Genomic DNA, 24345 nt, shown 5'->3' with positions numbered 1-24345 from the left:
TATGACAGAGAAGCCGACGCTGGACCAGTGGGCCGCCGCCGCCGCCAAGGAGGTGAAGGGCAAGGACCTGAACTGGGAAACCCCGGAAGGGATCACGGTCAAGCCGCTCTACACGGCGGAGGATGTCACCCCGGATAAAGTTGGCGATCCGGGCCTGCCCGGCTTCGCGCCGTTCACGCGGGGCGTGCGCGCGTCCATGTATGCGGGGCGTCCCTGGACCATCCGGCAATATGCGGGCTTTTCGACCGCGGAGGAATCCAACGCTTTCTATCGCCGCAATCTGGCGGCGGGACAGAAGGGGCTGAGCGTCGCTTTCGACCTCGCCACCCATCGCGGCTATGACAGCGACCATCCGCGTGTCGTGGGCGACGTCGGCAAGGCGGGCGTGGCGATCGACACGATCGAGGACATGAAGATCCTGTTCGACGGCATTCCGCTCGACCAGATGTCGGTTTCCATGACCATGAACGGCGCGGTGATCCCGATCCTGGCCTTCTTCATCGTCGCGGGCGAAGAGCAGGGGGTTGAGCGCAGGCTGCTCGACGGGACCATCCAGAACGACATTCTGAAGGAGTTCATGGTCCGCAACACCTATATCTACCCGCCCGAACCCTCGATGCGGATCATCAGCGACATTTTCGGCTATACCAGCCGGGAGATGCCCAAGTTCAACAGCATCTCCATCTCCGGCTATCATATGCAGGAAGCCGGGGCGACGCAGGTGCAGGAACTGGCCTTCACCATCGCGGACGGCGCGGAATATGTGCGCTATGGCGTGGCGAGCGGCCTAGACATCGACAAGTTCGCCGGGCGTTTGAGCTTCTTCTTCGCCATCGGCATGAACTTCTTCATGGAGATCGCCAAGCTGCGCGCTGCCCGCGTGCTCTGGCATCGGGTGATGACGAAGCTCGGCGCGAAGGACGAACGCTCCAAGATGCTGCGCACCCATTGCCAGACGTCGGGCGTGTCGCTGACCGAGCAGGACCCCTATAACAATGTCATGCGCACCACCATCGAGGCGATGGCGGCGATGCTGGGCGGCACGCAGTCGCTGCACACCAATGCGCTGGACGAGGCAATCGCGCTCCCGACCGATTTCTCCGCCCGTATCGCGCGCAACACGCAGATCGTCATCCAGGAAGAGACGGGCATGTGCAATGTCGTCGATCCGCTGGGCGGCAGCTATTATATCGAGGCGCTGACCCAGCAACTGGTCGACGCCGCGCAGGAGATCATCGACCGCGTCGAGGCCGAAGGCGGCATGGCCAAGGCGGTGGCCGCCGGCTGGCCCAAGGCGATGATCGAGACCGCCGCCGCCGCCCGTCAGGCGCGGGTCGACCGGGGCGAGGACGTGATCGTCGGCGTGAACAAATATCGCTTGGCGAACGAGGACCTGCTCGAGACGCTGGAAGTCGACAACAGCAAGGTCCGTGAAGCGCAGATCGCCCGCATCAACAAGGTGAAGGCGGAGCGTGACGAGGCCGCCTGTCAGGCCGCGCTGGATGCGCTGCGCCGGGCGGCAGCGGGCGAGCAGTCGATCGAGAACAACCTTCTCGCCCATGCGGTCGAAGCGGCGCGCGCCCGCGCCACGCTGGGCGAAATCTCCTCCGCCATGGAGGACAGCTTCAACCGATACGGCACGGTGCCGACGCCGGTGAAGGGCGTCTATTCCAAGCCCTATGCACGGGATGCCCGCTGGCAACAGGTTCTTGACGGGGTGCAGGCCGTCGAGCGGCGCCTCGGTCGCAAGCCGAAGATCCTTATCGCCAAGATGGGGCAGGACGGCCACGACCGGGGCGCCAACGTGATCGCGTCCGCGTTCGGGGACATGGGTTTCGACATCGTGTCGGGCCCGCTGTTCCAGACGCCGGAGGAAACGGTGGTGCTGGCGCTCGACAGCGGCGCGGACGTGGTCGGCGCCTCGTCGCTGGCCGCCGGGCACAAGACGCTTATTCCCGAACTCATCAGGCAGCTTCGGGAACAGGGCCGCAACGACGTCAAGGTGGTGGCGGGTGGGGTCATTCCGCCGCAGGATTACGACTTCCTCCGTGACGCAGGCGTCCAAGGGATTTATGGACCGGGCTCCAACGTCGTGGAATGCGCCGCCGATGTGCTGCGCCTCCTCGGCCACAACATGCCCCCGGCGGGGCTGGAGGAAGCCGCATAATGACTAAGACGCCTCGCACTGACTGGACCCGCGACGAGATTGCCGCGCTGTTCGACCTGCCCTTCAACGACCTGATGTTCGAGGCGCAGTCGATCCATCGTGCGAACTTCCCGCGCAATGAGGTGCAGCTTTCGACCCTGCTGTCGATCAAGACCGGCGGCTGTCCGGAGGATTGCGGCTATTGCAGCCAGTCGACCGAGGCGGAAAGCGGCCTCAAGGCCACCAAGCTGATGGACGTGCAGGCGGTGCTTCAGGCGGCGGCGCAGGCGAAGGACCATGGTTCGGGCCGTTTCTGCATGGGCGCGGCGTGGCGCAATCCCAAGGAACGGGACATGCCCAAGCTCATCGAAATGGTGAAGGGCGTTCGCCAGATGGGCATGGAAACCTGCATGACGCTGGGCATGCTGTCGGCTGGTCAGGCCAAGCAGTTGGCCGATGCGGGGCTGGATTATTACAACCACAATATCGACACCTCGCCGGAAAATTACGCCAACGTCATCACCACCCGGACCTTCGCGGACCGGATCGAGACGCTGGAAAATGTCCGGGACGCGGGCATCAATGTGTGCTGCGGCGGAATCGTCGGCATGGGGGAGACGCGATCGGATCGCATCGGTTTCCTGCATGCGCTCGCCACCATGCCGCATCCCGAAAGCGTGCCGATCAATGCGCTGGTGCCGGTCGAGGGCACGGTGCTGGGCGATATGCTGAAGGACACGCCGCTCGCGAAGATCGACGAGGTGGAGTTCGTCCGCACGGTCGCCGTGGCGCGGATCGTCATGCCGCAGTCGATGGTGCGGCTTTCCGCCGGGCGCGAGAGCATGAGCGAGGCCTGTCAGGCGCTCTGCTTCATGGCGGGGGCGAACAGCATCTTCACCGGCGACAAGCTGCTGACCGCGGCCAATGCCGGGGACGACAAGGATAGCGCGTTGCTCGGGAAGCTCGGGCTGACGCCGATGATGGCTCAGCCGCATGGGCATCTGGAGGCGGCTGAGTGAAATTCGGCCGAATGATGGCGGTGATCGTCGTTGTGCTGGCCGTGATCTTCTGGGGTTTGTTCTCGTCGGGCGCCTTCATGCACGGCGATTAGCATCAACCACCACCTCCGTTCGCCCTGAGCTTGTCGAAGGGCTGCACTTCTCTTCGAAAGGGAAGGAGGGGGCTTCGACAAGCTCAGCCCGAACGGGGTGAGAGGAACTGAATAAGGACTGGGGCAAGGATAGATAATGGCAATCACCAAGATCCTGATCGCGAACCGTGGCGAAATTGCGTGCCGCGTCATCCGCACCGCGCGGAAGATGGGCATCAAGACCGTTGCGGTCTATTCCGACGCGGATGCGCGCAGCCCCCATGTGCTGATGGCGGACGAGGCCGTGCATCTGGGCCCGCCGCCTGCCGCCCAGTCCTATCTGCTGGCCGACAAGATCATCGAGGCGTGCAGGGCGACCGGCGCCGACGCGGTTCATCCGGGTTATGGCTTTCTCTCCGAGCGGGAGAGCTTCCGCAAGGCGCTGGACGAAGCGGGCATCGTCTTCGTCGGTCCCCCGGCCAACGCGATCGCCGCCATGGGCGACAAGATCGAATCGAAGAAGCTCGCCAAGGCGGCCGGCGTCAATGTGGTCCCCGGCTATGTCGGCGTGATCGAGGATACCGAACATGCCGTCCGCATCTCGAACGAGATCGGCTATCCGGTGATGATGAAGGCATCGGCCGGCGGCGGCGGCAAGGGGATGCGCCTTGCCTATTCCGAGCAGGACGTTCGCGAAGGCTTCGAGGCGACCAAGCGCGAGGGGCTGAACAGCTTCGGCGATGACCGCGTGTTCATCGAGAAGTTCATCGAAAGCCCGCGCCATATCGAAATCCAGATATTGGGCGATCAGCACGGCAACATCGTCTATCTCAATGAGCGTGAATGTTCGATCCAGCGCCGCCACCAGAAGGTGGTGGAGGAAGCGCCGTCGCCCTTCGTGTCTCCCGAAATGCGCAGGAAGATGGGCGAGCAGTGCGTCGCCCTGGCGCGGGCGGTCGGCTATTTCAGCGCGGGCACGGTCGAGTTGATCGTGTCGGGCGCGGACAAGACGGGCGACGGTTTCTACTTCCTGGAGATGAACACCCGTCTGCAGGTGGAGCATCCGGTTACGGAAGAGATCACTGGCCTCGATCTGGTCGAGCAGATGATCCGCGTCGCCAATGGCGAGGAACTGGGCTTCGCCCAGGAAGATGTGAAGATCAACGGCTGGGCGATCGAGAACCGCGTCTATGCCGAGGACCCCTATCGCGGCTTCCTGCCCTCCACGGGCCGCCTGATCCGTTACAATCCGCCCGAAACCGGCGCGGATGAAACGGGGGCGCTGGTGCGTGTCGATGACGGCGTGGTCGAGGGCGGCGAGGTCAGCATGTTCTACGACCCGATGATCGCCAAGCTGATCACCTGGGCGCCGACCCGTCTGGAAGCCATAGACAAGCAGATCGCGGCGCTCGACCAGTTCGAGATCGAGGGGCCGGGGCATAATATCGATTTCGTTTCCGCGCTGATGCAGCATGAGCGCTTCCGTTCGGGCAACATCACCACCGGCTTCATCGCGGAGGAATATCCGGAGGGCTTCACCGGCGCGCCGGCTTCGGAGACGCTGCTGAAGCGTCTGTCGGCCATCGGCGCCTTTGCAGCCATGGCGCAGGCGGACCGGGCGCGCCGCATCGACGGGCAGCTTGGCAAGCGCCTCGCTCCGCCGACCGACTGGCAGGTGAAGGTCGGCGATGCGGTCCATGATGTCGTGATCAATGGCGATGACGTCACGGTGGATGGCGAAGCCATCGAACTGGCGCTGGAATATACGCCCGGCGATCGGCTGATCGAGGCGGAGTTCGGTGAGGAGCAACTGGCGGTGAAGATCGCGCCGGTGCGTTCGGGCTTCGTGCTGACCGCCCATGGCGCCAGCCACAAGCTGCGCATCCTGCCCGCCCATGCGGCGGTGCATGCCAGGCATATGATCGAGAAGATTCCGCCAGACCTGTCGCGCTTCCTGATCTGCCCGATGCCGGGCCTGCTGGTGGCGCTGAATGTGAAGGAAGGCGACAAGGTCGAGATCGGCCAGCCGCTGGCCGTGATCGAGGCGATGAAGATGGAGAATATCTTGCGGGCGCAGAAGGCGGGCGTGGTGAAGAGCGTGTCCGCCGCGCAAGGGGAAAGCCTGCCGGTCGACGCGATCATTCTGGAACTGGAATAAGCGCTTGCCTGGGGCGAGGTCGGGGGAACGGCCTTCCCGACCTTGCCATGGGACCGGTTCTTGAGCGGGCTGCTTTGAAATTGAATCGGATCGCCGTTCCAGATTCCTTGTTTTTCCGTGATTCTGGACCGGCGGTCGGTTCCGATCGCCTGGAAATCGCTCTGGAGCAGATTCCGATCCGATTGCATCGGCTCGACTGCTCCAAGTTTTTGTTTTGTCGCGTTTTCCGATTCAGCAGATGATTCCATCTGCTTGGAAAACGCTCTAGCATGCCGCCATGCATCTGAATCATGATTCCGCTTCGGCCGCCGCCGACATCATCGGTTTCGACGATTTTCTGAAGGTCGACATTCGCGTCGGCACGATCCTTTCGGCGGAGCCATATCCGGAGGCGCGCAAGCCAGCCTATAAGCTGGTGATCGATTTCGGTCAGGGCATCGGCCAGAAGAGATCGAGCGCGCAGATCACGGAACATTATGCGGTGGAGGACCTGCCGGGCCGACAGGTTGCGGCCGTCGTCAATTTTCCGCCGCGGCAGATCGGGAAGTTCCTGTCCGAGGTGCTGACGCTTGGCTTTGCCGATGAGGCCGGGGCCGTGGTGCTGTTTGCGCCGGATCGGGCAGTGCCGAATGGGGCGCGGCTGTTTTGAAGGGAGCGGGTCTGGATGAAGGGGAGCGGGCCTGCGTTCCGCGCGATCCCCTGGATCGCAACCCCCTCACCCAGCTACGACTAAGGCAGCAAGCTGCCAAGTCTGCGCAGCCCTCTCCCTTGAGGGAGAGGGATAAAGCGGGTGTCCGCTTCCCACGCATATCGCGTCCATTCGCACGTCGCGCTTGCCGGAGTTCGGCACTTCATTAGAACGTAGGCGAACAATCAGTCAGGCAAGCGGGGGCGGAATGGGTGGAAGTGCGGTCGGCACCGACTATGTGATGGATGCGAAGCGTGACCGGCTGGTCATCACCGCTTCGGCGCTCGGCACATTGTTCGAATGGTATGACTTCTACATCTACGGCGTCCTCGCCCCGATCATCGGTCGTACATTCTTCCCGACGGACAATCCGACCGTGGAACTCCTCTATTCGCTGGCAGGCTTCGCCATCGGTTTCGGGTTCAGGCCGCTCGGCGCGGCGTTGTTCGGCTATCTGGGCGACAGGCTGGGGCGCAAATATACCTTTCTGGCGACCATCGTGCTGATGGGAGCGGCGACGGCGGGCGTCGGGCTGACCCCGTCCGCCGCGAGCATCGGCGTCGCCGCGCCGGTCATCCTGATCCTGCTGCGGATCGCGCAGGGACTGGCGCTGGGCGGGGAATATGGCGGAGCGGCGATCTATGTCGCGGAACATGCGCCGCCGGGGCGGAGGGGTTTCTTCACCAGCTTCATCCAGGCGGGGGTGATCGGCGGCTTCATCCTGTCGCTGATCGTCGTGGTCGGCACGCAATGGATCGTCGGCAAGGCGGTGTGGGACGATTGGGGCTGGCGCCTGCCCTTCATCTTCTCGCTGGCGTTGCTGGCGATTTCGCTCTGGATGCGGCTGATGCTGCGCGAAAGCCCGATCTTCGCGGCGATGAAGGCGGCGGGCGAGCAATCGCGCAATCCGCTGAAGGAGGCGTTCACCTATCCCGGCAACAAGCGGCGGATGCTGGTGGCGATGATCGGCATCGCGGCGGGCTTCACCGTCATCGCTTATACGGTGATGTTCCAGGCGCTCTATTTCCTGCAGAACGGCCTGCATGTTGCGCCGGGCATCGCGCAGTTGCTGGTGGGCGGCAGCGCCTTTGCGGGCGTGGCGGCCTTCATCTTCTTCGGCTGGCTGTCCGACCGGGTGGGGCGGAAGAAGCCCATCGTCATCGGCTATGCGCTGGTGTTGTTGCTGCTCATGCCGCTCTATCAGTTCATGGGGAGCGTGGCGAACCCGGCCCTCTACCGGGCGGCGGAGCGCGCGCCGGTGATCGTCAGCGGCCCCGATTGCAGCTTCGATCCCTTCGCCAAGGTGCAGCCGACCGTCTGCGGCAAGCTGCTCGACCATTTTTCCAAGCGCGGCATCGCCTATGAAAAGCGGGAGGCGGCGACGCCTTCGGTCAGCGTCGGTTCCGTGGCGGTCGCGGACTTGAGCGCGGAAGGGCTGGATGCGGCGCTGCATGCGGCGGGATATGAATCGGCCCCCGTCACTCCGGACTGGCCGCGCGCCTTGCTGCTGTTCCTGGCGCTGCTGCTGCTCTGGACGCTGTCGGGGGCGACCTATGGTCCCGTCGCGGCGCTGCTGTCGGAATATTTCCCAGCGCGGATCCGCTATAGCTCGCTGTCGATCCCCTATCATATCGGGACCGGTTATTTCGGCGGATTCCTGCCGCTGGTCAGCCAATATATCGTGGCGCGGACGGGCGATCCCTATGCGGGGCTGTGGTACACCATCGCGGTGGTGGCGGTCGCGCTGCTGACCTGCATCGTCGCCCTGCCGGAGACGCGCGGGGCCGCGATGGATGCCTGATCCCTCGACGCTTGCGTCGCGGAGCGCTATCGGACAGGCGATGGCTGATTTTTCCGCACCTTTGCGCCTGCGTCTGGATGGAGGCGCTTTGCTCGCCAACTGGCGCTGGTTGAAGCGGCAGGGCGGCGCGGCGGCATGCGGGGCGGCGATCAAGGCCAATGGCTATGGGCTGGGCAGCGCGGAGGTGATGCGGCGCTTGCTGGATGCGGGGTGCCGGGATTTCTTCGTGTCCAACTGGGCCGAGGCGATGGCGCTGGAGCCTTTGATCGGCGAGGGCGTGTCGCTTTCCGTGCTGCATGGCGTGCGGGAGGAGGACATGGCGGTGGCGCTCGCCTCCCGCGCAAGGCCGGTGCTGTGCACGGAAGGGCAGATTGCGCGCTGGAAGGAGGCGGGCGGCGGGCTTTGCGACGTCATGGTCGATACCGGCATGAACCGCCTGGGGCTGGATTGGCGGGGCGATGTTTCGGCGCAGGTCGCGGGGCTGGAGGTGGCGACATTGCTCAGCCATCTGGCTTCCGCCGATGAGGATGTGCCGCTGAGCCAGGTGCAGTTGGAACGGTTTTCGGCGCTGCGGGGCGCAGTCAGGGCGGCGCGTTACAGCCTGGCGAACAGCGCGGGGATTTGCTTGGGCGCGGCCTATGCCTTCGACATGACGCGGCCGGGGATCGCGCTTTACGGCGGCGTGCCGCGCACCAAAGCGGCGGGGCGGATCGGGCAGGTCGTCTTTCCGGAGGCGCAGGTGCTGCAACGCCGCCGCGTCCGGGCTGGCGACACGATCGGTTATAACGCGACCCATCGCGCAGCGGCGGACATGGAGATCGCCGTGGTGAATCTGGGCTATGCCGACGGTTATTTGCGCGGCTTTTCAGGGCGGGGGTCCATGACTGTCGGGGACAGGCACCTGCCGGTGGTGGGACGGGTCTCGATGGATTTGACCGCCGTCGATGTGTCGGGTGTGCCCGAGGTCGCGGAGGGGGATTGGCTGGGCGTCGACTATGCGCTGGCGGAGGCGGCGGCGGTTTCCGGGCTGTCGCAATATGAGTTGCTGACGGGGCTGGGCGCGCGTTTCGACCGTATCTGGCGCTGACAGCAGAAGGCCGCCGATCCGGATTGGGATCGGCGGCCCTTCGTTGCTTTACCGCCGGCTTAGCGCTCGACGCACATGGCGACGCCCATGCCGCCGCCGATGCAGAGGGTCGCGAGGCCCTTCTTGGCGTCGCGCTTCTGCATTTCGTAGAGCAGGGTGGTGAGGACGCGGGCGCCCGAAGCGCCGATCGGATGGCCGATGGCGATCGCGCCGCCGTTCACATTGACCTTTGACGGGTCCCAACCCAGTTCCTGACCGACGGCCAGCGCCTGCGCGGCGAAGGCTTCATTGGCTTCGATCAGGTCCAGATCGGCCAGCGACCAGCCCGCCTTGGCCAGCGCCTGACGGCTCGCCGGAGCCGGGCCGATGCCCATGATCGAGGGATCGACGCCGCAGGTCGCGAAGCCGGCGATGCGCGCCAGCACGGTCGCGTTGCGCCTGGCGGCTTCATCGGCGCTCATCAGCACGAGGGCGGCGGCGCCGTCGTTGATGCCGCTGGCATTGGCGGCGGTGACGGTGCCGTCCTTCTTGAAGGCCGGACGCAGGCCCTGCATCGCCTCCAGCGTGGCGCCGGCGCGGATATATTCGTCGGCGTCGACGACGGTGTCGCCCTTGCGGCCCTTGATCGTCACGGGAACGATCTCGTCCTTGAAGCGGCCCGATGCGCGGGCGGCTTCGGCCTTGTTCTGGCTGCCGACGGCGAATTCATCCTGCGCCTCGCGGCTGATCTGGTACTTCTCGGCCAGATTTTCCGCCGTGATGCCCATGTGATAATTGTTGAAGGCGTCGGTCAGGCCATCATGCGTCATCGTGTCGATGAAGGAAATCGGCCCCATCTTCGCGCCGCCGCGCAGATATTGCGCATGGGGCGCCATCGACATGCTTTCCTGACCGCCCGCGACCATGATGCGGGCGTCGCCCGCGCGGATCGCCTGAGCCGCCAGAGCGACCGCGCGCAGGCCAGAGCCGCAAAGCTGGTTGAGGCCGATGGCGGTGCGCTCCACCGGAATGCCGGCGTTGACGGCGGCCTGACGGGCGGGGTTCTGGCCCTGCGCCGCGGTCAGGACCTGGCCCAATATGACTTCGTCCACTTCCTCCGGCGCGACGCCGGCCTGGGCGAGAGCGGCGACGATGGCGGTGCGGCCCAGCTCATGCGCGGGGGTCGACCCGAAGGCGCCCATGAAGCTGCCGACGGCGGTACGCTTGGCAGCGGTGATGACGATGTCTGACAAAGCCTTGATCCTCAGTTCCGGGGTGATTGTTTTCGCAGGCGCACATATCATCATCCGCCATGACTGGAAAGCCATTGGGACAAAGGCTCCCACAGCATCGCCCGTCCGTTGCCGCCCACGATCATGCCGACATGGCCAAGGCTCAAGGTCGTGTTCTCGCCCATTTTCGGGGCGGCGGCGGCGGGAACGATGCGGTCCGCTGCGGAACGGATTGAAAGCGTTGGACAAGTCAGCCGGCGGGGATCGACCGTTCGTCCGTCGATATGCCATTCCCCCCGTCCGCTCGCATTTGCGGCATAGAATTGTTCGAAAAGGTCACGCCCCGCAGCATAGCTGAGCGGTGGGCCGCCATTGGCCCAATCCTCGACCGCTAGAAAGGCATGCTCTTCGTCGGAACCCGGCTCCATGCCGGCAAAGGCCGCATATTTGCGAATCGTCCGGGCGGGGTCCATCGCCCAGAAGCCCGATTGCAGCACCTCCATCGGGACATAATCCAACCGTTGGCACATGGGCCTGGAACTGCGCCAGAGCGCGCCGATCTGTTCCCGGTCTGCCGCAGGGAACCCGTCGAAGTTCCAGGGCGCGGCAATCGTCGCCAACGCCCTTGCGGGTTGCAGCGCCGCAGCGCCGATGGCCAGATTTCCGCCGAGGCAATATCCCACCAATATGGGTGGCCGGGGCAGGGCGGCCAGCATCGGCAGCAGGCGGTCTGTCACATGCCGGTCGAGCCCCAGCGTGCCGTCGTCCGCCGCGGGTGTGCCCCAGTCGACCAGATAGGCGTCATGTCCTGCTGCGCGCATGTGGCGCAGCATGGACCGGCTGCCGGACAGGTCCAGCACTTGCGGCGGGTTGATCAGCGAAGGCACGAAAACCACGGGATGACGGCCGTTTTCCGTCCCATATCGAAGCAGCCTGGCGCTGCCTTCGCGAGCCACGACGGGAACGGCGGGGGGCGGGGCGGGGCGAATAGCCTCCTGATATTTCCGCAAACCCTGGAACGCCCGTTTGCGCAGTTCGGGATCATCCTGCGTCTCGCGCCATAAAATATTGAGAAAAAGAGGCAGGGGCCGCGGCCCATGTTGCGGCGCGGCATTCCCTTGTGCTAATGCGGAAAATGCAGGTGTGGGAGAGGTATCCATGGCCAAATCTAAGACCGCGAACGAATCCGAACCGGTCGTCATCAAGAAGTACGCTAACAGGCGGCTCTATAACACAGAAACGTCGAGCTACATCACGCTGGATCTTTTGTCGCAGATGACTCGTGAGGGGCGCGAGTTCGTCGTCGTCGATGCGAAGACCGGAGAGGACATCACGCATAATGTCCTGACCCAAATCATCATGGAGGAGGAGCAGCGGGGCAAGAACATGCTGCCCGTCAACTTCCTGCGTCAGTTGATCGCCATGTACGGCGATTCCATGCAGTCCATGGTGCCGCAATATCTGGAAGCGTCGATGGACGCCTTTCGCAAGAACCAGCAGCAGTTCCAGGAAGCCATGAAGGGTGCCTTCGGCGGCGGCCCGCTGGCCGAGATCGCCAAGCGCAACATGCAGATGTTCGAGGCGGCGGCGAGCGCCTTTGGCACGGGGATGCCGGGGATGCCCGGAATAGCTGGCATGGCGGCGCCGACATCTTCGCCCACGCCGTCCGCTGCCGAAGAGGCGAAGGACGATGAGATCGCGGAACTCAAGGCCCAGCTTGCCGCGCTCAACGCGAAGATCGACAAGCTTTCCTGATTTCCGTCATCCCAGCGTAAGCTGGGATCTCAGGCGGTACGACACAGCCTGGCCTTACGAGATCCCAGCTTTCGCTGGGATGACGATATTGTCGATGTTCGCCCTTTACTTGGGCTGGTTGCTCATTGGGGCGACGGCCCTTTGGGGTCGACAGGGGCGGCGCGCTTGGCCTATGGCGCGCCATCCACTCGAATTTTAAGGTCGATCCCGTGAAGCATGCCCTTTCCGTTACCCGCGAACAGGATTTCGCCGCCTGGTATCAGGCCGTCATTTCCGAAGCCGACATGGCCGAGGAAAGCGGTGTGCGCGGGTGCATGGTCATCCGTCCATGGGGTTACGGCATCTGGGAACGGATGCAGAAGCTGCTGGACGAGCGCATCAAGGCGACCGGCCATGAGAATTGCTATTTCCCGCTGTTCATTCCGCTTTCCTATTTCGAGAAGGAGGCGGAGCATGTCGACGGCTTTGCCAAGGAGATGGCGGTCGTCACGCATCACCGGCTGATCCAGAAGGACGGGAAGATGATCCCCGATCCCGAAGCGAAGCTGGAGGAGCCGTTGGTGGTTCGTCCGACGTCGGAGACGGTGATCGGCGCGGCCTTCTCCCGCTGGGTGCAGAGCTGGCGCGACCTGCCGGTGCTGATCAACCAGTGGGCGAATGTCGTGCGTTGGGAAATGCGCACGCGGATGTTTCTGCGCACGGCGGAATTTCTCTGGCAGGAGGGGCATACTGCTCACGCCAGCGTCGATGAGGCGATGGAAGAGACGCTCAAGATGCTGGAAGTCTATCGCGGCTTTGCCGAGGAGTGCGTGGCGCTGCCGGTGATCGCGGGTGAGAAGCCCGAGAATGAGCGCTTTCCGGGGGCCGTCGCGACCTATTCCATCGAGGCGATGATGCAGGATGGCAAGGCGTTGCAGGCAGGCACATCGCATTTCCTGGGCACGACCTTCTCTTCGGCGCAGAATATCAAGTTCCAGAATGCCGAGGGGCAGCAGGAACTGGCCCAGACGACCAGTTGGGGCGTGTCGACGCGGATGATCGGCGGGCTGATCATGGTGCATGGCGATGATGACGGGCTGCGCGTGCCGCCGCGGGTCGCGCCTTATCAGGTGGTCGTCGTGCCGATGCTGCGCGATACGGATGAGGATGCGGCAATCCTGGATTATTGCGGCGAGCTGGTGGCGGAGCTGAACAGGCAGGATGTGTTCCGGGAGCCGGTGCGCGCCTTGCTGGACCGGCGGCCGGCCAAGGCGGCGAACAAGCGCTGGGGCTGGGTCAAGAAGGGGGCGCCGGTCGTGATCGAAGTCGGCGGGCGCGACGTGGCCGGGGGCAATGTGTCCGTAATCCGGCGTGATCGGCTTTATCGTGAGGACGGGAAGCTCGATAGCCAGATTGTGGCGAAGGCGGACTTCCTTGGCGCGGCTACGGGTATGCTGGAGGATATTCAGCAGGCTTTGTTTGCGGATGCGCAGGCGCGGCTGCTGGGGAATATCGACAGGTCGGTGACGTCGCTGGATGGGCTGAAGGCTTATTTCGGCGCGAGCAAGAAGCCGGGCTGGGCGCTGGTGCAGTGGGCCAAGCCGACTGGGGCTGCGCTCGACAAGGTGGTTGAGTGGTTGAAGGGTGAGAAGCTGACGTTGCGCAATATTCCATCCGATGCGGAAGCGGCGGATGGGCTGTGCGTGTTCACCGGCGAGAAGGCGGTGGAGCGTGTGCTGGTGGGGCGGAGCTACTGACTTTTAATCAGTAGGTGGAGTCGGAACCGCTTCTGACTTCGCTTGATTGACAGAGGCGTCTGTAAATACGCCGTGTTCCTGCGCAGGCAGGAACACGGCGTTAATAAGGGCTAGCTTCGCCCTTACAGCACATATTTGCTGAGGTCGGTGTTGCGCGCCACTGCGCTCAACTGCTTCTCCACATAGGCCGCATCGATCACCAGCGTTTCGCCTTGGCGATCCTCGGCGTCGAAGCTCACATCCTCCAGCAGCTTTTCCATAACCGTCTGGAGGCGGCGAGCTCCGATATTCTCGACCTCGCTGTTCACCTCCGCCGCGATCTTCGCGACGGCGCGGATGCCGTCGGGCGTCAGGTCGATGGTCACGCCCTCGGTCGCCAGCAGCGCGCGATATTGCGCAACAAGGCTCGCCTTGGTGTCGGAGAGGATCGAGACGAAATCATCCTCCGTCAGCGCCTTCAGTTCGACGCGGATCGGCAGGCGGCCCTGCAATTCCGGCAGCAGGTCGCTGGGCTTCGCCACATGAAAAGCGCCCGATGCGATGAACAATATATGGTCCGTCTTGAGCGGGCCATATTTGGTCGAGACCGTCGTGCCCTCGATCAGCGGCAGCAGGTCGCGCTGCACGCCTTCGCGGCTGACGGAGCCGCCGCGCACGTCGCTCACCGCGATCTTGTCGATCTCGTCGAGGAAGACGATGCCGTTCTGCTCCGCGCTGGAAATGGCGACGCGGGCGACATCGTCCTGGTCCAGCCTCTTGTCCTGCTCCTCCTCGACCAGCTTGTCCCAGGCTTCCGCGACGCGCAGCTTGCGGCGCTTCTTCTGTTGTTGACCGAAGGCCTTGGACATCATGTCGCTGAGGTTGATCATGCCGATCTGGCCGCCCATGCCGGGGATTTCCATCGGCATGGAGGGGCTGTCGGTGACCTCCACCTCCACCTCGACATCGTTCATCTGGTTGTTCTCGATCCGCTGGCGGAAGGAGAGGCGGGTCGCCTCGCTCGCTTCCTTGCCGGTGAGGGCGTCGAGCAGGCGGGCCATGGCGGCTTCAGACGCGGCTTCGCGCACGGCTTCGCGGCGGCGGTCGCGTTCCAGGCGCACGGCTTCCTCGACCAGATCGCGGACGATCTGCTCCACGTCGCGGCCGACATAGCCGACCTCGGTGAATTTGGTCGCTTCCACCTTGACGAAGGGCGCGTCGGCCAGCTTGGCGAGACGGCGGCTGATCTCCGTCTTGCCGCAGCCGGTGGGGCCGATCATCAGGATGTTCTTCGGCGTCACCTCGTCGCGCAGGTCGGCGGAGAGGCGTTGACGGCGCCAACGATTCCGCAGCGCGACGGCGACCGCGCGCTTGGCGTCGGCCTGGCCGATGATGTGGGCGTCGAGGGCGGAGACGATGGCTTTGGGTGTCAGATTGTCGTTCATGGGATCTCTAAAAATCCGTTCGCCCTGTCTTCATGAGCCGCCTGGCTCATTCAAATGTCAAAGGGCGTTGCTTCTGAAGAAAGGAGGGGGCTTCGACAGGCTCAGCCCGAACGGGGTTCAAGCTACAGATTCCAGCTCTTCGACCACGAGCTGGTCGTTGGTGTAGACGCAGATGTCCGCCGCCACCTTCATCGCCTTGCGGGCCAGGGTTTCGGCATCTTCCTCATATTCCACCAGCGCCCGCGCCGCGGCGAGGGCGAAGTTGCCGCCCGAACCGATGGCCGCGACGCCGCCAACCGGTTCCAGCACGTCGCCATTGCCGGTCAGGATCAGCGTCACTTCCCTGTCCGCGACGATCATCATTGCTTCCAGGTTGCGGAGATATTTGTCGGTCCGCCAGTCCTTGGCGAGTTCCACGGCGGCGCGCATCAACTGGCCGTTGTGGCGCTCCAGCTTGGCCTCCAGCCGTTCGAACAGGGTGAAGGCGTCCGCCGTGGCGCCGGCGAAGCCGCCGATGACCGATCCATCGTGGAGACGGCGGACCTTGCGGGCGTTGGGCTTCATCACCGTCTGGCCCATGGAGACCTGGCCGTCGCCGGCCACGATCACCTTCCCGTTCTTGCGTACCGACATGATGGTCGTGCCATGCCAGACCGGCATGGAATGGGAGCGTTGGTCATTCATGGCCGGCATATGGGAGCGATGGTGACGGCGCGCAAGCATCCGCTGCATAAGCGCCGGATCGTGTCATTTTCTGGACAGATTTATTTCAATTCGTTCAGGAACCAATCTGGCGCAATTGACATTGTGCAACGCAGCAACAATCATTCGGGCATGTTGCAGAGAGGCAGGATCATGACCCTCAAGGCCAGAGCGCAGGAAAAGGTCGAACGTGCGGGAATATCGAACTATTCCTTCGACCAGGACGTGCTGGTGATGTGCGGCGTACGCTATACGATCGCCGCCTGCGATTGTGGCGAGCCGGAATGCGACGGCGTCCGCCTGGAGAAGGATGCGGCCGTTGCCGGCCGCATCCTCCAGTAACCGGCGGTCCCGCCGGATCAGTTGATGGCTTTTTCCCCGGCGCGGCCGACGGATTCGATGTCCCGGCCCGCACCCTTCACGGTGTTGCAGGCGGCCAAAGAGGTGAGAAGCAGCCCGGCAATGACCAGGGCGACGGTTTGACGCATGAATATGCACTCCTTCTGAAAGCGTATCGACTATAACGCGGATGAAGCGGATAAGTCCATTTTCGGAAAATAGCTTGTCCGATATGCTTGACAGGCGGCGCGGTGGATGCCAATGGCCGCCTCCTCCTTACAGGGGGCGCGTAGCTCAGCGGTAGAGCACACCCTTCACACGGGTGGGGTCACAGGTTCAATCCCTGTCGCGCCCACCATGATCCGGGCGATCATGGCGGAGAAATATTATTTCCCAACATTGATCTTTTCATCTGCTTGGCGCTAATTCTCTGCGCCATGTGATGCGGCGGTTTCGCCGCGAGGCAAGGGATGAAAATGTCGCCATATCTGAAAAGCGGCGCGGCTGTCGGCGCGCTGTTGCTTTCCGTGATGTCCGCCCAGGCGCAGGAAAAGCTGACCCTGGAGCGGGTGTTCGCCAGTCCGGACCTCTCCGGCCCGCAACCAAGGGCATTGAAGCTGTCGCCCGACGGCAAGCTGGTGACGCTGCTGAAGCCACGGACGGATGAGAAGGAACGGCTCGACCTTTGGGCGGTGGATACGTCCACGGGCGCGGAGCGGATGCTGGTCGATTCGAAGAAGACAGGCAGCGGCGCGGCGCTTTCCGAGGCGGAGAAGATGCAGCGGGAGCGGGATCGTTCCGTCGCGGGCAGCACCGGCATCGTCAGCTATGACTGGGCGCCGGATGGCAAGTCCATCCTCGTGCCGGTCGACGGCGACCTTTATCTGGCCGCGCTGGATGGGAAGGTCACGCGTCTCACCGACACGCCCGATGGCGAGTTGAACGGCGTGGTCAGTCCCAGGGGCGGCTATGTGTCCTTCGTGCGCGGCGGCAATTTCTTCGTTCAGCCAATGGGCGGCGCGGAGAAGCAGTTGACCCAGGGCGCCAGCGACACGGTGAGCTGGGGCGTGGCGGAGTTCGTCGCTCAGGAGGAAATGGACCGGCGCACCGGCTATTGGTGGTCGCCCGACGACAGGCTGATCGCGGTTGCGCGCGTGGACGAAAGCCCGGTCGGCATCGTCACGCGCACGGCCATCGGCGGCGAGGGCACCAAGGTCTATGAGCAGCGCTATCCGGCGGCCGGAACGCCCAATGCGCTGATCGAACTGTATGTGATGAAGCCGGAGGGCGGGGAGCCCGTCAAGGTCGATCTCGGCACGGAGAAGGATGTTTATCTCGCCCGCGTCGACTGGTCCAAGGATGGCAGAACACTTTACGTCCAGCGCGAGAGCCGGGACCAGAAGACGCTCGACCTGCTGGCCGTCGATCCGGCGACCGGCAGGGCGCGGGTGATCCTGACCGAAAGGGCGAAGAGCTGGATCAACCTCAGCAACAATTTCACGCCGCTCAAGGATGGCAGCTTCCTCTGGTGGTCGGAAAAGACCGGCCATGGACATCTCTACCATGTGCGGGGCGGCCGGTGGACGCCGCTCACCAGCGGTGAATGGGAAGTGCGCGATGTGGTGAGCGTGGATGAGGGGAAGGGCCTCGTCTATTTCACCGGCAACAGGGAAACGCCGCTGGAGCAGCAGCTTTATGCCGCGCCGCTCGCCAAGGCGGGGCCGCTGCGGCAGCTGACCTCGGCGGGCTGGTGGAACGACGCCGTGATGGACGGCGCGGCGAGCCGCATCGTGGTCGCGCGCAGCAATAGCGACCAGCCCAGGCAGGTCTATCTGGCCGACAGCGGGGGCAAGCAGTTGAACTGGCTGTCGGAGAATGCGGTTCGGGGCAGCCACCCCTATGCGCCCTATTGGGCCAGCCATGTGAAGACCCGGTTCGGCACGATCAAGGCGGCGGACGGCTCGACGCTCTACACCCGGATCATGACGCCGCCGCTGGAGGCAGGGAAGCGCTATCCGGTCTTCATGCTCCATTATGGCGGGCCCGGCGCCGGACGGCAGGTCACCAATTCATGGGGATCGCCCATCTACCAATATCTGGTAGACAGGGGCTGGATCGTCTTTGCCGTCGACAATCGGGGTACGCCCGATCGCGGCAAGGCGTTCGAGGACCAGATCTACCATGCCATGGGTACGGTCGAGGTGGAGGATCAGCTTGCGGGCGTGAACTGGCTCAAGACCCAGCCCTATGTCGATCCCAAGCGGATCGCGACCTATGGCTGGTCCTATGGCGGCTATATGTCGCTCAAGCTGCTGGAGAAGGCGCCGGGGGTGTTCTCTGCGGCGGTGGCGGGCGCGCCGGTCACGAAATGGGAACTATACGACACCCATTATACCGAGCGCTATCTGGGCCGGCCGCAGGAGAAGCCCAGCGCCTATCCCGGTTCCGGCGCGGTGGATGAGGCGGTGAAGATCAGGGACCCGCTGCTGCTGATCCACGGCATGTCGGACGATAATGTGGTGTTCGACAATTCGACGGCGCTGGTGGCGAAGATGCAGGGCGCCGCCGTGCCGTTCGAGATGATGGTCTATCCGGGCCAGACGCACCGCGTCGGCGGGCCGGGGATCAGCGTGCATCTGTGGCGGACCATCGAGGATTTCCTGGCGCGGCATGGGACGGGGCCTCAATCTCGATAATTCTGAACCCTGTCCTTCGTTCGCTCCAAGCCTGTCGAAGGGCTTTCTCTGAGAAGAAAGTGAAGGGCTTCGACAGGCTCAGCCCGAACGGAGGGAGGGTGTAAGGGAAGGGGGCAGGGCAAGGTCCGCCATGCAAGCCAAGCTTTGACGCAATAAACGGCTTGTCACTGGACAAACGGCGCAATGCCGCTATGGCGCCCACTCCGCAATTTTGCATGGAGTGGAGTGTTAAGTCATGGGCTACAAGGTCGTCGTCGTTGGTGCCACCGGTAATGTGGGCCGCGAGATGCTGACCATTCTCGCCGAGCGCGAGTTCCCTATTGACGAGATCGCGGCGGTCGCCTCGCCCCGGTCGCAGGGCACCGAAATCGATTTCGGTGACACCGGCAAGACGCTCAAATGCAAGAATATCGAGCATTTCGACTTCACCGGCTGGGACATCGCCCTGTTCGCCGCAGGCTCCGGCCCGACGGCGGAATATGCGCCCAAGGCGGCTGCGGCGGGCTGCGTCGTGATCGACAATTCGTCGCTCTACCGCATGGACCCGGACGTGCCGCTGATCGTGCCGGAAGTGAATCCGGATGCGATCGACGGCTACAAGAAGAAGAACATCATCGCGAACCCCAACTGCTCGACCGCGCAGATGGTGGTCGCCTTGAAGCCGCTGCATGACGCCGCCACGATCAAGCGCGTCGTCGTTGCCACCTACCAGTCGGTTTCCGGCGCGGGCAAGGCGGGCATGGACGAGCTGTTCGAGCAGTCGCGCAACATCTTCGTCGGCGATCCGGCCGAACCAAAGAAGTTCACCAAGCAGATCGCCTTCAACGTGATCCCGCATATCGACGTCTTCCTGGACGATGGTTCGACCAAGGAAGAGTGGAAGATGGTTGCGGAAACCAAGAAGATCCTCGATCCCAAGGTGAAGGTCACGGCGACCTGCGTGCGCGTGCCGGTGTTCGTCGGGCATTCCGAGGCGATCAATCTCGAGTTCGAGAATGAGATTTCGGCGGAGCAGGCCCAGAATATCCTGCGTGAAGCGCCCGGCGTGATGCTGGTCGACAAGCGCGAGGACGGCGGTTACGTCACCCCCGTCGAGTGCGTGGGCGACTATGCCACCTTCATCAGCCGCGTGCGTGAGGATTCGACCATCGACAATGGCCTGAACCTCTGGTGCGTCAGCGACAATCTCCGCAAGGGCGCGGCTCTGAATGCGGTGCAGATCGCGGAACTGCTGGGCCGCCGTCACCTGAAGAAGGGCTGAGGCCCTTCCCATGATCTCCGGCGCTGCTGTCTGGAAAGCCGTTCCAGCCGCGCAGCGCCGGATGATCGTTCTGCTGGTCGCGGCCATTGTCGCCGCAAATGTCGATCAGCCCTATCCCGAACTGGCGCCGCTCCAGCATGGGCCGACGGCGCTGCTCATCCTTGTCTCGCCTTGGCTGTTGCGCCGATGGCCGCTGTCGAACGGATCGGTGGCGTGCGTCCTGCTGTTCCTGCTGCTGCATACGCTGGGCGGGCGGTACATCTATTCCTATGTACCTTATGACATCTGGGCGCGGGCGATCAGCGGCCATGATATTTCCGGCACTTTCGGCTTGGCGCGCAACGGCTATGACCGGCTGGTGCATTTCGCCTTCGGCGCCCTCCTGACAGCGCCCTTCGCGGAAGCGGCGCGGCGTCATGGCGTCATGCGGACGGGCTGGAGCCTTGTTTTCGCCTTTGTCTCCGTCGGGTTCGTGGGCGCTGTCTACGAGATTTTCGAATGGCTGCTGAGCGTGGTGGCCGCCGGCCAGACGGCGGACTGGTATAATGGCCAGCAGGGCGACATGTGGGACCCGCAAAAGGACATGGCGGCCGCGCAGATCGGGAGCGTCCTCGCACTTGTCTGGCTTCTCTCTACTCGACAAGGAGAGGGCAAGGCCATATCGCCGCACGCGCATTCATCCAAGGAGTAGCCCGCTCATGTCCGGCCCCACGTCCGACCTGCCCATCGAGAAGCTGGAGATCAAGGGATTGGGCGGGCTTCCCCTTGCCGTGCATGTGGTGGGGCAGGGCCGCGACCTGGTTCTGATCCATGGCTATTTCTCCAATGCCTACACCAACTGGATACGTTACGGCCATGCCGCGAAGCTGGTGGAGGCGGGATTTCGCCTCATCCTGCCCGACCTTAGGGGGCATGGCGAAAGCGGCAAGCCCCATGATGCCGCCGCTTACCCGCCCGACGCGCTGACCGAGGACGGGCTGGCGCTGGTCGAGCAGCTTGGGCTGACCGACTATGATCTGGGCGGCTATTCGCTGGGGGCGCGGACGACGGTGCGGATGCTGGCGCGGGGCGCGACGCCGCGCCGGGTGATCCTGGCCGGCATGGGGCTGCGCGGTCTGGTCCAGACGCTCGACAATGGCGGCTATTATCGCAATGTCCTCACCAACCTCGGCACGTTCGAGCGGGGGACGTCGGAATGGATGACGGAAGCCTTCCTGAAGACCACCAAGGGCGATCCGGTCGCGATGCTGCACATCCTCAACACCTTCGTCGATACGCCCAGGGAGGTCATCGCCGGGTTCCAGCAGCCCATAGAGGTGATTTGCGGAGCCGATGACCGGGACAATGGCGTCGCGCAGGAACTGGCGGAACTGCTGCCCCACGGCCGCTATGTCGAAGTTCCGGGGAACCACATGAATGCGGTGACGCGGAAGGAGCTGGGGCAGGCGATGGTGGATTTCCTGACGGATTGAGCCATGCACATGCTCCTGCCCTTGCAGGAGCATGGCAAGCTTCAGCGGAACGGCGGCTCGTTGAAGGCGCGCAGCTTGCGGCTGTGGAGCTTCGGCCCCTCCTGCCGCAGCAGTTCGCAGGTCATAAGGCCCACGCGCAGATGCCCCGCAATGGCTTCCTCATAGAAGCGATTGGCCTGTCCCGGCAATTTCAGTTCGCCATGGATCGGCTTGTCCGAAACGCAGAGCAGCGTTCCATAAGGCACGCGGAAGCGATAGCCCTGCGCGGCGATGGTGGCCGACTCCATGTCGATGCCAACGGCGCGGGACAGGCTGAACCGCAGCGCCGAACTGGAATAGCGCAGTTCCCAGTTGCGGTCGTCGGTCGTCACGACCGTGCCCGTGCGCAGGCGGCGCTTGAAATCCTCCCGATCGTCGCCGCCCAGCACGGCCTCCGCCGCCTTCGCCAGCGCCACCTGTACTTCCGCGATGGCGGGAACCGGGATTTCGGGCGGCAGCATTTCATCCAGAACATGGTCGTCGCGCAGATAGGCGTGGGCCAGCACATAGTCGCCTATCCGCTGGCTGGGGCGCAGGCCGCCGCAATGGCCGATCATCAGCCAGGCTTCCGGCCGCACGACGGCCAGATGGTCGCAGATCGTCTTGGCGTTGGAGGGCCCGACGCCGATGTTGACCAGCGTGATGCCACTGCGGTCCGGAGCGATCAGGTGATAGGCGGGCATCTGATGCCTGCGCCAGGCGCTGTCCGCGATCATCTGCGCCGGGTCGGCGGTTTCCGGCGTTACATAGACCCCACCGGCCCCTGACAGCGCGGTGTAGCGACTGCCCTCCCGCTGCAATTCGGCGCAGGCCCATGCCACGAACTCGTCGACATAGCGGTGATAATTGGTGAACAGGATGTAGCGCTGCACATGCTCTGCCGGGGTGCCGGTGTAATGCTTCAGGCGGGCCAGTGAAAAATCGGTACGAAGGCCGTCGAACAGCGCGAGCGGCCTTTCGCCCTCCGCATCCTGCATGAACAGGCCGTCCGCGATCTCGTCCCCGATTTCCGCCAGTTCGGTGGCCGGGAAGTGGCGGGCCAGTTCGGTCGGCGGGGTGCCATCCAGCGCGCTCATGTCCAGCCCGTCCAGAACATAGGGGAAGGGAATGGGCTGGTCGCTGATGCCGGTTTCCACCATTACGCCATAGTCGCGGACGAGAAGGTCGACCTGTTCGGCCAGATAGTCACCGAACATGGCGGGGCGGGTGACGGTGGTCACATAGCGTCCGGGCTTGGACAGCCGCGCGAAGGAGCGGCCGGGGGGCGGCGCGTCCGACTCGCCGTGATGGGTGATCCGCAATTCCGGATAGCAGAAACGCCGGTCCGTCCTGGCTTCCGGTGGCGGTACGCTGCCGTCGCGGGCGTAGGCGCGCATCGCCTCGCGAAGATTTTCGATGGAGTTCCGATAGATGTCGTCGAGTTCAGCGACGATCGCACTTCCGATGCTTCTTGTCATCGAGCCTTGGTAACGCACTTATATGACCGAAGGAAGATGCGCGCCCGGATAGCGGGCGCACATCCCCCGGAAATCAGATCTGGTCGAGCAGATATTCGGCTGACGACACCTTGAAATCACCCGGCGCCTCGACATTCAGCTCCGTAACGACGCCGTCCTTGACGATCATGGAGAAGCGCTGCCCGCGCGTGCCCATGCCGAACTTGCTGCCGTCCATGGTAAGGCCGACGGCCTGCGCGAAGTCGCCATTGCCGTCGGCCAGCATCGTCACCTTGCCGTCGGCGCTGGCGGACTTGCCCCAGGCGCCCATGACGAAGGCGTCGTTGACCGCGGTGCAGGCGATTTCATCCACGCCCTTGCCCTTCAGTTCCTCCGCCTTATCGACGAAGCCGGGCAGATGGCGCGCGGAGCAGGTGGGGGTGAAGGCCCCCGGCACGGAGAAGAGCGCGACGGTGCGGCCCGCGAAGAAATCGTCCGAAGCAACCTGCTCGGGACCGTTTTCGGTCATCTTGACGAAAGTGGTGCTAGGGATGCGTTCGCCCTTCGAAATGGTCATCGTCTGCCTCCTGGCCTTGTTGGGGTTCGCGGCACGTTGGCCCTGCCGCCCTGTCTGTCAAGGGGGAGCCATGGAATATGGCGCGCTGCCCCGCCCAAGCGACGGCCCGCCATTGGCAAAGGCGACAAGGGGCGTATAGTCGCGCCATGACCACAGCACGCTCCTATGCCGGACAGTTCCTGCTTGCCCTGCCGGGAATGGAGGACATGCGGTTCGATCATTCCGTCATCGCCATGTGCGTGCATGACGAGAATGGATCGCTGGGGATCGCGGTCAGCGATGAGATCGACGGGGTCAGCCTGCACGACCTGCTGGAGAGCTTCGACATCGAACCCGGCGATGTTCCGGATTCTCCCGTGCTGCGCGGCGGGCCGGTTGAACCCCGGCGCGGCTTCGTCCTGCATTCCCTGGACTGGAGCGGTCATGACATGGTCGCCGTGGGCGAAGGATGGGGCCTGTCCGGCTCGCTGGAGATATTGAAGGCGATTGCGGAAGGGAAGGGGCCGAGTCGCTATCTGGTCGCGCTTGGCTATGCCGGGTGGGGCGCGGGGCAACTGGATGAGGAAATGAACGGGGAAAGCTGGTTTCCGACCGACTGCACCCCTGAGCTTCTGTTCGACGTGCCGGCGGCGCGGAAATGGTCGGCCGCCTATGCCGCGGCCGGAGTCGATGCCTCCCATCTGGTCAGCGGCGCGGGATCGGCCTGACCGGCCTTTCGGAACGTTGC

At 63.9% G+C, this 24345-nt stretch carries 21 protein-coding genes and 1 tRNA gene; 15 read left to right on the top strand and 7 right to left on the bottom strand.

What is annotated here, in order from left to right; translation table 11 throughout:
* The first annotated feature begins 1 nt into the window (after window position 1).
* From scpA to alr, 6 genes are all read left to right on the top strand, one after another.
* Complete coding sequence (scpA, locus tag LDB29_RS07190; protein ID WP_061934215.1) at window positions 2–2167, top strand: methylmalonyl-CoA mutase; 2166 nt, start codon at window positions 2–4, stop codon at window positions 2165–2167.
* Window positions 2167–3165, top strand: coding sequence for a biotin synthase BioB (bioB, locus tag LDB29_RS07185; protein ID WP_025547353.1), 999 nt, complete (start codon window positions 2167–2169; stop codon window positions 3163–3165). Before scpA ends, bioB begins: the two co-directional genes overlap by 1 nt.
* Before the next feature lie 228 nt (window positions 3166–3393).
* Window positions 3394–5394, top strand: coding sequence for an acetyl/propionyl/methylcrotonyl-CoA carboxylase subunit alpha (locus tag LDB29_RS07180; protein WP_099185774.1), 2001 nt, complete (start codon window positions 3394–3396; stop codon window positions 5392–5394).
* Between the two features lie 277 nt (window positions 5395–5671).
* Window positions 5672–6043 (top strand): tRNA-binding protein, encoded by a 372-nt coding sequence (locus LDB29_RS07175; protein ID WP_099185775.1) that lies wholly within the window; start codon window positions 5672–5674, stop codon window positions 6041–6043.
* Between the two features lie 247 nt (window positions 6044–6290).
* Window positions 6291–7883 carry an MFS transporter gene (locus LDB29_RS07170; protein ID WP_099185776.1) on the top strand — a complete coding sequence of 531 codons (1593 nt, stop codon included), beginning with the start codon at window positions 6291–6293 and terminating at the stop codon, window positions 7881–7883.
* 40 nt (window positions 7884–7923) lie between these two features.
* Complete coding sequence (alr, locus tag LDB29_RS07165; RefSeq protein WP_099185982.1) at window positions 7924–8970, top strand: alanine racemase; 1047 nt, start codon at window positions 7924–7926, stop codon at window positions 8968–8970.
* A 59-nt stretch (window positions 8971–9029) separates the two neighbouring features.
* On the opposite strand, the gene LDB29_RS07160 is transcribed toward alr, so the two are convergent.
* Together LDB29_RS07160 and LDB29_RS07155 are read right to left on the bottom strand one after the other, a co-directional pair.
* On the bottom strand, window positions 9030–10202 hold the full coding sequence (locus LDB29_RS07160; protein ID WP_025550859.1) for an acetyl-CoA C-acetyltransferase: 1173 nt from the start codon (window positions 10200–10202) through the stop codon (window positions 9030–9032).
* Between the two features lie 50 nt (window positions 10203–10252).
* A complete protein-coding gene (locus tag LDB29_RS07155) occupies window positions 10253–11341 on the bottom strand; it encodes an alpha/beta hydrolase (RefSeq protein WP_025550861.1) in 1089 nt (362 codons plus the stop codon).
* Between LDB29_RS07155 and phaR the strand changes: the two genes are divergently transcribed.
* On the top strand, window positions 11340–11936 hold the full coding sequence (gene phaR, locus LDB29_RS07150; protein ID WP_025550863.1) for a polyhydroxyalkanoate synthesis repressor PhaR: 597 nt from the start codon (window positions 11340–11342) through the stop codon (window positions 11934–11936). The two genes, LDB29_RS07155 and phaR, sit on opposite strands and share 2 nt — an antisense overlap.
* Window positions 11937–12145: 209 nt before the next feature.
* Window positions 12146–13672, top strand: a complete 1527-nt coding sequence (locus LDB29_RS07145) for an aminoacyl--tRNA ligase-related protein (protein WP_025550865.1) — start codon at window positions 12146–12148, stop codon at window positions 13670–13672.
* A gap of 122 nt (window positions 13673–13794) precedes the next feature.
* Here the strand turns inward: LDB29_RS07145 and hslU are convergent, their stop codons facing one another.
* Both hslU and hslV read right to left on the bottom strand, forming a co-directional pair.
* Window positions 13795–15096, bottom strand: coding sequence for an ATP-dependent protease ATPase subunit HslU (gene hslU, locus LDB29_RS07140; RefSeq protein ID WP_025550866.1), 1302 nt, complete (start codon window positions 15094–15096; stop codon window positions 13795–13797).
* 117 nt (window positions 15097–15213) lie between these two features.
* Complete coding sequence (hslV, locus tag LDB29_RS07135) at window positions 15214–15780, bottom strand: ATP-dependent protease subunit HslV (RefSeq protein ID WP_025550868.1); 567 nt, start codon at window positions 15778–15780, stop codon at window positions 15214–15216.
* 171 nt (window positions 15781–15951) lie between these two features.
* On the opposite strand from hslV, the gene LDB29_RS07130 reads away from it, so the two are divergent.
* Window positions 15952–16140, top strand: coding sequence for a hypothetical protein (locus LDB29_RS07130; RefSeq protein ID WP_025550870.1), 189 nt, complete (start codon window positions 15952–15954; stop codon window positions 16138–16140).
* A 17-nt stretch (window positions 16141–16157) separates the two neighbouring features.
* On the opposite strand, the gene LDB29_RS07125 is transcribed toward LDB29_RS07130, so the two are convergent.
* Entirely contained in the window at window positions 16158–16286 is a 129-nt protein-coding gene (locus tag LDB29_RS07125) for an entericidin A/B family lipoprotein (protein WP_007685859.1), read from the bottom strand.
* A 134-nt stretch (window positions 16287–16420) separates the two neighbouring features.
* Between LDB29_RS07125 and LDB29_RS07120 the strand changes: the two genes are divergently transcribed.
* The 5 genes from LDB29_RS07120 (at window position 16421) to LDB29_RS07100 (ending at window position 21566) form a co-directional block, all read left to right on the top strand.
* Window positions 16421–16495 (top strand) — tRNA-Val (locus LDB29_RS07120).
* Window positions 16496–16613: 118 nt separating this feature from the next.
* On the top strand, window positions 16614–18833 hold the full coding sequence (locus LDB29_RS07115) for a S9 family peptidase (RefSeq protein ID WP_025550871.1): 2220 nt from the start codon (window positions 16614–16616) through the stop codon (window positions 18831–18833).
* 235 nt (window positions 18834–19068) lie between these two features.
* Window positions 19069–20094, top strand: a complete 1026-nt coding sequence (locus LDB29_RS07110) for an aspartate-semialdehyde dehydrogenase (protein ID WP_025550873.1) — start codon at window positions 19069–19071, stop codon at window positions 20092–20094.
* A gap of 10 nt (window positions 20095–20104) precedes the next feature.
* Complete coding sequence (locus LDB29_RS07105) at window positions 20105–20785, top strand: DUF2238 domain-containing protein (RefSeq protein WP_025550875.1); 681 nt, start codon at window positions 20105–20107, stop codon at window positions 20783–20785.
* A 7-nt stretch (window positions 20786–20792) separates the two neighbouring features.
* The gene (locus LDB29_RS07100) at window positions 20793–21566 is read left to right on the top strand and encodes an alpha/beta fold hydrolase (protein ID WP_025550876.1); all 774 of its coding nucleotides are present in this window, start codon (window positions 20793–20795) and stop codon (window positions 21564–21566) included.
* A gap of 41 nt (window positions 21567–21607) precedes the next feature.
* On the opposite strand, the gene LDB29_RS07095 is transcribed toward LDB29_RS07100, so the two are convergent.
* Entirely contained in the window at window positions 21608–23062 is a 1455-nt protein-coding gene (locus LDB29_RS07095; protein ID WP_025550878.1) for an AMP nucleosidase, read from the bottom strand.
* Window positions 23063–23135: 73 nt separating this feature from the next.
* Window positions 23136–23618, bottom strand: coding sequence for a peroxiredoxin (locus tag LDB29_RS07090; RefSeq protein WP_025550880.1), 483 nt, complete (start codon window positions 23616–23618; stop codon window positions 23136–23138).
* Window positions 23619–23764: 146 nt separating this feature from the next.
* Here LDB29_RS07090 and LDB29_RS07085 point away from each other — a divergent pair, with 146 nt between their 5' ends.
* The gene (locus tag LDB29_RS07085; RefSeq protein ID WP_025550882.1) at window positions 23765–24325 is read left to right on the top strand and encodes a YqgE/AlgH family protein; all 561 of its coding nucleotides are present in this window, start codon (window positions 23765–23767) and stop codon (window positions 24323–24325) included.
* The last annotated feature ends 20 nt before the right edge of the window (window positions 24326–24345 follow it).

Source organism: Sphingobium sp. CFD-2 (assembly GCF_024611135.1).
Lineage (GTDB): Bacteria > Pseudomonadota > Alphaproteobacteria > Sphingomonadales > Sphingomonadaceae > Sphingobium > Sphingobium fuliginis.
This window is presented reverse-complemented; position numbering and strand designations above follow the sequence as displayed.